The following is an 8,629-nucleotide window of genomic DNA, read 5'->3' on the forward strand; positions in this document are numbered from 1 at the left end:
ATAGCTCTCAATTATCTTTGTTATTAAGCGGATTGACTTCGCAAATGTTTTGCTTCAAATCACATCGTGATTGAAGACCCTACACATTTGATTCGTCGAAACTTTGTTCAGTTTTCAAAGGTCTACCTGTTGACTAATCAAGCAGCTAATCAACATATTTATTTTAGCATATATCAGATTAGCTTGTCAAGAAGAAATTTTAATTAATTTTAAATTTCTTTTGATTGATAACTCAATCAGCAACTTCATTAATATATCACGTCATCAAGTCAATGTCAATAGTTTTTTTGATTCTTTCAAAAAGTTATTGACTCCACAACCATATTTACTTTTAATAATCTTAATAGATATGATCATTTGTTCATATCTTATCGATGACAGGAACTATATTTTACCCTATATTTCTATTATTTGCAATACCTTTTTTATAAAAAATTACCAGTAAGTAAATTAATTTTATCTTCTGGTAATTTTCTACTAATTAATTCAATTACTAATATTCTTTTGCACTTAAAAGATCATCTTTAGCGTTTTTGAAATCACTTGGCAATGGTGCCGAAACAGTAATATTTTCACCTTTAAATGGACTATAAAAGCTTAGCCAATAACAATGGAGTGCCTGTCTAGCAATTAATCCCGATTCTTCACCATACATTTTATCGCCAATTAACGGAAAACCAAGACTAGCAAAATGAACGCGAATTTGGTGTGTCCGACCTGTATGTAGCCTAATTTTGATAAGGCTTGCTTGAACATTACATTCTTGGCACCAGTATTCAGTTACAGATGCCTTCCCTTCCTTCCCTACCATTCTTTTTACAAATGAATTAGGGTCGCGTTGAATCGGCGCATCAATATAACCATGCTCTGCAGGAACTTTTCCTTTAATTAGAGCAAGATAGTTTTTCTTAACTAAATGTTTTTTTAATTGTTCATCTAGGACAGCATGAGCAAATCGGTGTTTAGGAAAAACAACTAAGCCGCTGGTATCGCGGTCTAAACGTGTCGCAACATGGGTAACCTGATTTTCATAATCTTGGCGCTTATAGTAGCCTTTTACCCGATTCACCAAACTATCGGCCACCGGAACATTATGAGCCGGAACTGTCGCTACTCCTGCCGGCTTATTCATTATTAAAAAGTCTTGATCTTCATAAATAATATCGATAGGTGCCTCACTGACATCCACATTATCATTAGCAGGTTCTGGAGGGAGAATTAATGTTACTTTATCGTGGTAATTAACAGTATCAACTGCCCACTTATCTACCCCATTTATTTGCATTTTTCCTCCATGATATATGGCTACTTTTAATAACGAAGAAGAAACTCCATACATTTTTAATGCCGATCGTAATTTCCGTGGTGTGCGATGATCATATATCCAATTGAATTCCATTAATGCACTCCACCAATAAATGAATCTTTTACTCGATTCCAGAAATTATTATGCCGATATTGAGCAAAATATATTCGTTGCTTAGAAACTCTATAAGATAATTCAGTTAGGTACCGCTCCTTCTCGCTTTTAAGCATCCATTGATCACGATCGCATGTAAGCACATGCCCATTTTCATCACGCAAACGCAAAATTAACTCAGCATCAGCACCAAAAATAATCGGTGAGCCTAGTGTCCGGAAAACCCGGTTGTTAAGTGAAGCCATTTCTGCTAACTGAAAGCCAACACTATTTGGATCGACAATAGCTCCGCCGACAGATTTGTTATAAGCAGTAGAACCGGTTGGAGTTGAGATACATAAACCATCCCCACGAAAGTTTTCAAATAAGTGGTTATTAATAAAAACATCACATACCATTGTTCGTGTAACATTCCGAATTGTTGATTCATTAAGTGCAATATAATTCTCTGTCTGTCCATCAGAATAAGTAGCTTTCATATCGAGTAACGGGTATGAAACCGCCTGGCCACTATCTTTTACTAAACTATCAACTAGATCATCAATTTCAAAGCTCCGCCAGTCCGTATAAAAGCCTAAGTGACCAGTATGAATTCCAACAAAGCGAATGTTATTTAACTCTTTTTGATAATGGTGAAAAGCCGATAATAAAGTTCCATCTCCGCCAATTGTTATTACGACTTCTGGATCTTTTTCGACGTAAGTTAAGCCTGCCCGCTTCATCTCGGTTTTTAAAACCTTTGTCACCCGTTGAGATTCTGCTGTTTCATTATTATATATTCCAATTCTCATAACTTACTCCTTTAATTCATCTTCATTAATAGAATTAGTTGACCTCCGCTTAGAAAACAGTGTCTGTGCTTCCTTTATTTCTTCTCGAATCTCTGACATTTCATTATCAAGCTTAAACGCTGCCTCTGCGGCTCTTTGCAACCTTGCAGATAGCTCCTCAGGAAACTCACCTTGATATTTATAATTTAAGGAATGTTCTACCGTTGCCCAAAAGTTCATCGCAAGGGTTCGCACTTGAATTTCAGCTAATATTCTTTTTTCTCCAGTAATCAATTGGACCGGATATTCAATAACAATATGATAGGAACGATATCCACTTGGTTTAACGTTGGTGACATAATCACGTTCCTCTAAAATAGTCATATCACTTCGCTGCCGTAATAAGTCAACTACCTTATAAATGTCTTCTACAAATTGACACATGATCCGCAAACCGGCAATATCTTGCATATCTTGCTCAAGGCGGTCCTCTTGCACATGTCGTCTAATCATTTTTTCTTTAATACTATCAACTGGCTTTACTCGTCCAGTTACAAATTCAATCGGAGAATGTTGCGTTTGGTCTTGAAATTGCTTTCGCATCCCCCGCAATTTGACTTTTAGTTCATTTACGGCCTGCTGATATGGCAATAAAAAATGCTGCCAATCTTCAATCATAATTCAGCCTCCTGTTAAATCTCCGTATATTTTAGCACATTTATAATAATAACTCTTGTAATTATCTTAAAACTAAATTCTTTACAAATAGTTAGATATTTGCAAAAATAATTATGTTCACAGGATTAGGATTTTGAGTATACAAATGATCGGAGGGGTTAATTATGCTCGAACTTCATCTTTTTGTGAATCCATTAGGAATGCGCTGTTTACGGTGTGAAAAAGACGTGTTAAAAATTGATCGTGATTTAAATACAAAAGTTAGTTATCAATTTGTACCACTATTCAATATGAAAACGATCGATAATACACTTAAATATTATCATCTTAATCCCCATGATCTTTCTATAAGACAACAAGTATCAAAAACTCTTAACCAAGTAATATTAGATTATAAAGCAGCCCTCTTCCAAGGACGAAAACGTGGACGGCATTATCTATTACAATTACAATCCGCACTGATTAACCAAGGCTTGGATTACAACGATGAATTAATTAATAAAATTGCACATGATTCACACCTTGACTTAGAAATGTTTTTTGAGGATCGGCAAAGTCAACTTGCTAAGCAGGCTTTCCGTCAAGATCAAAAAATCGCAAGTGATCTAGGCGTATCAGAAACGGCTACCGCAGTCGTTTTTAACACCGAAGATTCTGATTACGGCCTAATGATTCCAAATTTTGACTATAATACTTTAATAAACGCATTTAAAAGCGGAAAATTGGCTCGATCTGCATCCTTAGATGAATTTGTGAACCAATATCGTCCGCCAAAGCTTCAAATTATACAAAACAATAATTAATAAAAAAGAGATTGGAAAAGTTGGTCTTTCATTATTGCACCATCTATCCAACCTCTTTTTTATTTTCGATCTAGAATTGCAATCGTTCTTTTGAAAATGCAAGTTTAACTAGCTTCCCCAGCAATTTCTTACTCTCAGCTACCGCAATTTCGGCCATCTGATTATTGATTGTAGTTAAAAATGCACTCACATCCTGGTGTTCTGCTATTTCCTTATCCGTATTATTTTGAATATTCATTGTTTTTGCCATTACTTGCAATTCAAAGTTTTCTTCAATACTCTGTGCTTGCCGATAATTTTGGTCCCCAAGCGCAGAGATTGTATGGGTGAGCCAATACATATCGTCTATTGAATATTCAGTACTAGTGTTTCGATAAGGGATTGGTGTATCGTCAATATTTGCATAAAAGGGAACCACTGCATTAAAAGTATTAGGACCAAATGCTAACCAATGAACACCAGCAATACTTGCCGGAACATTATTACGTATTTGGAGAATGTGTAATTCTAAGTTTCGGTTTAGTGCAATTGACCTAAATGGGGCTTTATCTCTTTCTAAATGATACGGATCAAAAGCTGTCCCTTGATAATGAGAACTCATTAACTTCTTGATCATAGTTACAGTAAGCTTTTCTTTTGCATAACAGATGAATGGAAGGTTATTACTTTGTGGATTAGCATTTATCGTCCCTAGTTGCTGCTGAACATACCATGCTCGTGGGTTGTTATAGACAGTATCAGTAGCAGTTGCACTTCCACAAATATGTCGTAAATTGTATTCGTCTTCGCTAGGATTCAACTTATTTTGATCAATCCACTGTTTCAAATTTGGTGAACTCATTGTGTTGGGACTATCAAAATCAAAATTAGTAATATTAAATCGATTAGGAGCAATCACATAGGCATTGTCGGGAATTTTAACAGCTGCCCAATGATGACCGCCAATCGTTTCCATATACCACACTTCATTATTATCACTAAAAGCTATCGCATTAGCCTCATAAGTACCATACTTTTCTAATAAACTTCCTAGTTTCTTAACACCATCTTGAGCACTCTTAATATAAGGAAGGACTAATGTTACAAAATCTTCTTCGCCAATTCCCGATAAGGTGTTATAAGGATCTATTGCTAATATCCGGGCATTAGTAGTAATAGTTTCAGTCGCACTCACCGCAACATTTACACCATTGATACCGCCCGCACCAAAAATTCCATCTTTATCGTCAGCATCAGGCGTAGAAGTATATTTTAGCTTAGGAACTGGTAAATCAATTTTAAAGTCAGTTGTTTTGCTTTGATATTTACGTGGCTGTCTTTCTGGTTTTACTAATACAAATCTTTGAGGATCAAATGCATTACCATAATCTTCCTCACGACAAACTATAGTTGACCCGTCAATCGTTGCATTCTTTCCTGCTAAAAACATTGTACATGTGTGTTGCATATTATGATCTCCTTTTAACCAGCTGTAGTTTTAACTGTGAATCATTAAACCATCTTGGACGATGAATTAAAATAAGATGATTATCCTTTCTGCAAATTACTTTAAAGGCAATTAATTCGTTTGTATATTGGTTGATAATAATATTGCGAATTGTTTCTGGAGGTAAACAACCAGGAAATAACCAATCGCTTTTGTTTACCTTCATTAATAAGCTTTTCCATTCCTTATCTCCCCAAGAATAAAATAAGGGGAATTTCTCTATCTCTAATATTACACCAATTCGCCAGATAATCATTGGAATAGACATTCCCGGCCAACTTGCAATGAGATCATGGCATACCAACGGGCACTCAGATAAAGCATGTCCAGTAAGTTTTAAAGTGGTTAATGATAGTTCTCTTATTTCTTTACTCGGAAAATGATACTGTTTCTTTTTTAACATTTCAATCTGCTCCATTAAAATAGTTTTTTTATCATACTTTAACCGGCTATAAGAACAACGCCGATATTTCTGATTAATAACTAATTGCGCCCTTTTCACATCCCAAAATAGGAGAACAAATTGTTTCCTAAAAATTTGCGTAAACTGAACGATTTTTTTATTTCTCAAGTTACGCAAATAAGGTGATCCTAATATCCACCAAACCGGGATTTTTAACTGACGATATCCCTCATTACGTGCTAACAACCTTTCAAGACTTAAGGGACTGCATTGAAATTCAACTGCTACAGTTTGTCCGTTAATTTCTAAAAGAATATCTGGGCGTTGGGCAATTGTTGGAAAATAGACTTCTAATTGTGGATTCCAATGATGTTTTTGCGCCCATTGGTAAATCTGCTTTTTTCCTTTTAAATGTTCTAATGTTTCACCTTCACTAAAGCCACAATTATTTCCCCTCTTATGAGCATAGTGAGTAATCTTATGCTTTCCTCGTCGCAAAATTACTCCCTGTCCGCATCCTGGACAATAATATGCCATATCGCTTTTTGCGTTTTCAGCCAACACTAATTGATCATTATGAACTGCAATTAACATTTAATCCCCCTATATATTTATATACGGAAATTAATCAATTTTGCACGAAAAAAGCTACGTTGAGTATGAACTCAAACGTAGCTTATTCAAAATAGTGTCGAATTAAATGTAAGGCAGATACTGACATTATTTTCTTTCCATGTTCACTTAGAAAATCAACCGTTGTTGCCGTAGGGTTTCCATATTCATAAGCAAGAGCAAGTTGATCTTTAACATCATTACTGTTCAAAATAGAATCAGAATAAGCAATTGCTAAATAATACAAATCGTTGTACTTATATAAATATGATGAAACATCATCACTCTCAGCAATTTTCGCAAAATCAATCAAATCTTCAAAAGAATCAAATGTAATTACTTGCCAGTTAGTGTGTTGAATCGCATTATCTTCTGAATCATTAATCGCTGTTTTTCTTTGATCTTGATTCGAACTATTTTTTTGAATCAAATGTTGCTTAATATATTTGGACACCTGGTCATTAATTGGTCCATGCTGTTCATTCCCAACAAAATTAGAATCATTTTTACTAATAAATAATTCTAAGCCATTATTAGTGGGCATCACCTGAAAAGTAACCGCATCGTTGTTTTGGAATTGGTGATCAGTATCTACTTCTTTCAGGATACTATAAAAGAAATCCTCAATTTGCTGATGATCACCAAGTAAGTCTAAAATGGTGATACCCCGAGCAGATAAATCATCATTATCTACCAAAACGCGAATAGTATTTTCATTAATGCGTTCCATCTCCATTGAGCAGCACCTCCTTTTACCAAAACTAGATGTTACTTCTATTGTAAGGATTTTCGCTTAAAAGTAAAGTTACTCGGTTAAAAGAATAAAAAAAGGAAAGCATCTCACTTTCCATATTCTATCAGTTAAATCATATTTGCTTTTTCTTGAGCTTCTACTAGTTCAAGTTCACGAACCTTTCGAGGTAAGAAGCGACGGATTTCGTCTTCATTGTAACCTACTTGAAGCCGTTTATCATCAATAACAATAGGACGTCGTAATAATCCTGGATTTTTACTAATTAACTTAAACAGATCCTTCATCGACAAATCATTAAGATCTACACTCAACTTTTGGTAAGCTTTAGACCGCTTTGAAATAATATCTTCAGTACCATCTTCAGTCATCCGTAAAATATTCTTGATTTCATTTAAAGACAATGGTTCAGAAAAAATATTCCGTTCCTTAAAAGCAATATCATGTTCTTTTAGCCAGGCACGTGCTTTACGACAAGACGTGCAACTTGGAGACGTATATAGTGTAACCATTTTATTTAGTGGCCTCCTTTATTAAGTTAAACTAGAACATTCATTAATACATTATTCATTATACCTTCTATTCAATTAATATTAAAGTCATATAACAAAATTTATTGACTTTTTATAAGCTTACTTACTATTATACTTGCCCTTTTTCCTTATCAAAAATAAAGTCGATAAAATTTACAATTTAATTATTTTGCATTAAGTTGTACTATAATAAGTATGACTACTAACTTCTGAGGAGGAATTAATATGTTAACAAAAATTAGCTTAACATTTGGTTCACGACAAATTTTACAATCAATTATTGATAAATATCCTGAACGTCATTTCAAATTAATGCAGACAACTACTCACACAAGGAAATTAGCATTATTTGATCTTTCTGGAAAAGATACTATTTTTCAGTCACCAGTAAAATTAACAACTCTTGACTCAACACTAAATGCCCAATTAAATGGAATGTTTTACTACCAATCATTTCAAGTAAACGGTGATCGGCAAAAACTTCTTTATAATACACTTCAAAAGGTATTAACTGAACCAGCTAACATGAATGGTGGGTATATGCTTAGCGTTGATAATAAAGCGGAAGCTACTACTTTAGTTTTACTGACTGCTTGGGCTGATTTTGAAAGCTTAACTGCATGGAAGGAAAGTGAAACTTTTACATCTTTAAAGAACTTTACCAGTATGGGATCAGACAATAGCTATTATGATGAGATTTACAAACCCATTTTTTAATAAGTAGATAACATAAGGGGATTTACCAATGCTAATTAACTGATCCCTTATAATAGGACCATGAATTATCAATTTCAGTAACTCATGGTCCTATTTTTTCAACCCAGTGCTTACATTACGTCCACTGCAAAATAGGAAAAGTGAATTGTTATATAATTCTAATCCATAGTTCTTGACAATCACCATTGTGAGCCCATAAATGCCCTTTCTTTCGTATGTCGGTTTTTCCGCAATCTAAATAGATTTGATCTGGACTATACCAATTAACGAGCATAGCGAATAACCACTTTCGATATCTGAAGCCAAAATAGAATTAGTTCCCTTAAAAATAGTTAATTCGACTTCATTTACATTGATTTTTACGGCAGGGCGTGCCGTAAAAACATGCTTCTTAAAATCACTTGCTTTATTTTTGAAAACCGGGGTAATAATTTCATTTTGTTCTGTCATACATAA

Annotated in this window: 10 protein-coding genes; 2 read left to right on the top strand and 8 right to left on the bottom strand. The window is 34.3% G+C overall.

Features of this window, described 5'->3' with window-relative positions:
- Positions 1 to 493: 493 nt before the first annotated feature.
- The 3 genes from CBG10_RS06590 to CBG10_RS06600 are packed head-to-tail and all read right to left on the bottom strand — an operon-like array spanning position 494 to position 2,868.
- Positions 494 to 1,399, bottom strand: coding sequence for an RluA family pseudouridine synthase (locus CBG10_RS06590; protein ID WP_094509277.1), 906 nt, complete (start codon positions 1,397 to 1,399; stop codon positions 494 to 496).
- Positions 1,399 to 2,211 carry an NAD kinase gene (locus CBG10_RS06595; RefSeq protein ID WP_019251189.1) on the bottom strand — a complete coding sequence of 271 codons (813 nt, stop codon included), beginning with the start codon at positions 2,209 to 2,211 and terminating at the stop codon, positions 1,399 to 1,401. Before CBG10_RS06595 ends, CBG10_RS06590 begins: the two co-directional genes overlap by 1 nt.
- 3 nt (positions 2,212 to 2,214) lie before the next feature.
- Entirely contained in the window at positions 2,215 to 2,868 is a 654-nt protein-coding gene (locus CBG10_RS06600) for a GTP pyrophosphokinase (protein WP_019251188.1), read from the bottom strand.
- Between the two features lie 164 nt (positions 2,869 to 3,032).
- Between CBG10_RS06600 and CBG10_RS06605 the strand changes: the two genes are divergently transcribed.
- Positions 3,033 to 3,671 (top strand): DsbA family protein, encoded by a 639-nt coding sequence (locus tag CBG10_RS06605; RefSeq protein ID WP_094512085.1) that lies wholly within the window; start codon positions 3,033 to 3,035, stop codon positions 3,669 to 3,671.
- 70 nt (positions 3,672 to 3,741) lie between these two features.
- Here CBG10_RS06605 and CBG10_RS06610 read toward each other — a convergent pair whose 3' ends face one another.
- From CBG10_RS06610 to spxA, 4 genes are all read right to left on the bottom strand, one after another.
- On the bottom strand, positions 3,742 to 5,118 hold the full coding sequence (locus tag CBG10_RS06610) for a C69 family dipeptidase (RefSeq protein WP_094512087.1): 1,377 nt from the start codon (positions 5,116 to 5,118) through the stop codon (positions 3,742 to 3,744).
- Position 5,119: 1 nt separating this feature from the next.
- A complete protein-coding gene (locus tag CBG10_RS06615) occupies positions 5,120 to 6,154 on the bottom strand; it encodes a competence protein CoiA (RefSeq protein WP_035151230.1) in 1,035 nt (344 codons plus the stop codon).
- 82 nt (positions 6,155 to 6,236) lie between these two features.
- The gene (locus CBG10_RS06620) at positions 6,237 to 6,908 is read right to left on the bottom strand and encodes an adaptor protein MecA (protein ID WP_094509271.1); all 672 of its coding nucleotides are present in this window, start codon (positions 6,906 to 6,908) and stop codon (positions 6,237 to 6,239) included.
- Between the two features lie 125 nt (positions 6,909 to 7,033).
- Entirely contained in the window at positions 7,034 to 7,435 is a 402-nt protein-coding gene (spxA, locus tag CBG10_RS06625) for a transcriptional regulator SpxA (RefSeq protein WP_003665672.1), read from the bottom strand.
- Between the two features lie 246 nt (positions 7,436 to 7,681).
- Here spxA and CBG10_RS06630 point away from each other — a divergent pair, with 246 nt between their 5' ends.
- Positions 7,682 to 8,173 carry a hypothetical protein gene (locus CBG10_RS06630; RefSeq protein WP_094502385.1) on the top strand — a complete coding sequence of 164 codons (492 nt, stop codon included), beginning with the start codon at positions 7,682 to 7,684 and terminating at the stop codon, positions 8,171 to 8,173.
- Positions 8,174 to 8,407: 234 nt separating this feature from the next.
- Here CBG10_RS06630 and CBG10_RS11505 read toward each other — a convergent pair.
- On the bottom strand, positions 8,408 to 8,629 hold a 222-nt coding region (locus CBG10_RS11505; RefSeq protein WP_225361756.1), incomplete at its 5' end, for a hypothetical protein.

Origin of the sequence: Limosilactobacillus reuteri (assembly GCF_002254085.1) — a bacterium.
In the GTDB taxonomy this organism is placed as follows: Bacteria; Bacillota; Bacilli; order Lactobacillales; family Lactobacillaceae; genus Limosilactobacillus; species Limosilactobacillus reuteri_K.

Coding starts and splice junctions, on each gene's coding strand:
- CBG10_RS06590 (WP_094509277.1), bottom strand. CDS start 1,399: ATGGAATTCAATTGGATATATGATCATCGCACACCACGGAAATTACGA.
- CBG10_RS06595 (WP_019251189.1), bottom strand. CDS start 2,211: ATGAGAATTGGAATATATAATAATGAAACAGCAGAATCTCAACGGGTG.
- CBG10_RS06600 (WP_019251188.1), bottom strand. CDS start 2,868: ATGATTGAAGATTGGCAGCATTTTTTATTGCCATATCAGCAGGCCGTA.
- CBG10_RS06605 (WP_094512085.1), top strand. CDS start 3,033: ATGCTCGAACTTCATCTTTTTGTGAATCCATTAGGAATGCGCTGTTTA.
- CBG10_RS06610 (WP_094512087.1), bottom strand. CDS start 5,118: ATGCAACACACATGTACAATGTTTTTAGCAGGAAAGAATGCAACGATT.
- CBG10_RS06615 (WP_035151230.1), bottom strand. CDS start 6,154: ATGTTAATTGCAGTTCATAATGATCAATTAGTGTTGGCTGAAAACGCA.
- CBG10_RS06620 (WP_094509271.1), bottom strand. CDS start 6,908: ATGGAGATGGAACGCATTAATGAAAATACTATTCGCGTTTTGGTAGAT.
- spxA (WP_003665672.1), bottom strand. CDS start 7,435: ATGGTTACACTATATACGTCTCCAAGTTGCACGTCTTGTCGTAAAGCA.
- CBG10_RS06630 (WP_094502385.1), top strand. CDS start 7,682: ATGTTAACAAAAATTAGCTTAACATTTGGTTCACGACAAATTTTACAA.